Origin of the sequence: Gemelliphila asaccharolytica (genome assembly GCF_001553005.1) — a bacterium.
In the GTDB taxonomy this organism is placed as follows: Bacteria; Bacillota; Bacilli; order Staphylococcales; family Gemellaceae; genus Gemelliphila; species Gemelliphila asaccharolytica.
On record NZ_KQ959868.1, the window covers coordinates 1 to 587 of the forward strand.

Below are 587 nucleotides of genomic sequence, written 5' to 3' on the forward strand. Positions count from 1 at the left end.
GTTAATAATTACCAATATTCAAATAAGTAATAAATGTAAGTATCAAAGAGAGTGTAGTTAGGTGAAAGTACATATATGTAAGTTTATGAAAATGGTTTGAATGGTAAAAAAAGTGAGTATTAAGGTCAAGCTTTTTTCGTTTTTGTGTTACGTTATAAACACGCACTATAATTCTAGATAACGTAGTGGCTAAGTTCGTAGAAAAATTTTATACGAAAAAAATAAGGTGGTACCGTGGAAGTTAATTCGCCCTTATTCTTAAACTTTAAGAAAATATTCTCAAGTTTAAGAATAAGGGCTTTTTTATTACTTACAAAATTAACAGAAAAATTTAAATAAAAGGAGATAAAACACTATGAAAAAAATATTAACATTATTAACAGCTTTTGTATTAGCATTTACTTTAGTAGGTTGCTCTGGGGCAAAAGATAAAAAAGGAATAGATGCCGAAAAATTAGATAAAAATAATCCAGTAACATTAAAAATAGGAGCTACTAATGTTCCTCATGCAGAAATTTTAGAACATATTGCTCCAAAATTGCTAGAAGAAGGAATTAAGCTAGATATTGTCACTTATCAAGACTATT

1 pseudogene is annotated in these 587 nt (G+C 27.3%); it reads left to right on the plus strand.

Features of this window, described 5'->3' with window-relative positions:
- Positions 1–355: 355 nt before the first annotated feature.
- Positions 356–587 (plus strand): annotated as a pseudogene (locus tag HMPREF1871_RS02545) (MetQ/NlpA family ABC transporter substrate-binding protein); the annotation flags it as partial.